We start from the raw sequence: 823 nt of genomic DNA on the forward strand, positions 1-823 counted from the left end.
CGGAACCGCGGTGACGGTGGCGGTCAGGACCTTGGCCTGGCCGAACACCGACGGGTCCGGCGCCGACGCGAGGACGGTGACGGTGTCGGCCGCGTTCACGGTCTGGGTGTCCACCGGCGACGTCGAGCCGTTGAAGGCGCTGTCGCCGCTGTAGACGGCGGTCAGCGGGTGGAGGCCGACGGTGAGAGTCGACAGGGACAGCGTGGCCACGCCGCTGGAATCCAGGGTGGCGGTGCCCAGCAGCGTGGCGCCGTCGAAGAACGACACGGTCCCGGTGGGAGTACCGGCACCTGGCGGAACCGCGGTGACGGTGGCGGTCAGGACCTTGGCCTGGCCGAACACCGACGGGTCCGGCGCCGACGCGAGGACGGTGACGGTGTCGGCCGCGTTGACCGTCTGGGTGTCGACGGGGGAGGTGGAGCCGTTGAAGCTGACGTCCCCGCTGTAGACGGCGGTCAGCAAGTGGCTGCCGACGCTGAGGGCGGAGGTGGTGAAGGTGGCCACGCCGCTGGAATCCAGGGTGGCGGTGCCCAGCAGGGTGGCGCCGTCGAAGAACGACACGGTCCCGGTGGGAGTACCGGCACCCGGCGGAACCGCGGTGACGGTGGCGGTCAGGACCTTGGCTTGCCCGAACGCCGACGGGTCCGGCGCCGACGCGAGGACGGTGACGGTGTCAGCCGCGTTGACCGTCTGGGTGTCGACGGGGGAGGTGGAGCCGTTGAAGCTGACGTCCCCGCTGTAGACGGCGGTCAGCGGGTGGAGGCCGACGGTGAGAGTCGACAGGGACAGCGTGGCGACGCCGCTGGAATCCAGGGTGGCGGTG

General features: G+C 71.4%; 1 protein-coding gene. It reads right to left on the reverse strand.

The window, feature by feature from the left end; all coding sequences use genetic code 11:
- The coding region (locus tag ACZ3UD_RS37530; protein ID WP_465598553.1) for an Ig-like domain-containing protein at window positions 1–823 on the reverse strand (823 nt) is incomplete at both ends.

The sequence above is a fragment of the Kitasatospora sp. NPDC023118 genome (genome assembly GCF_055560875.1).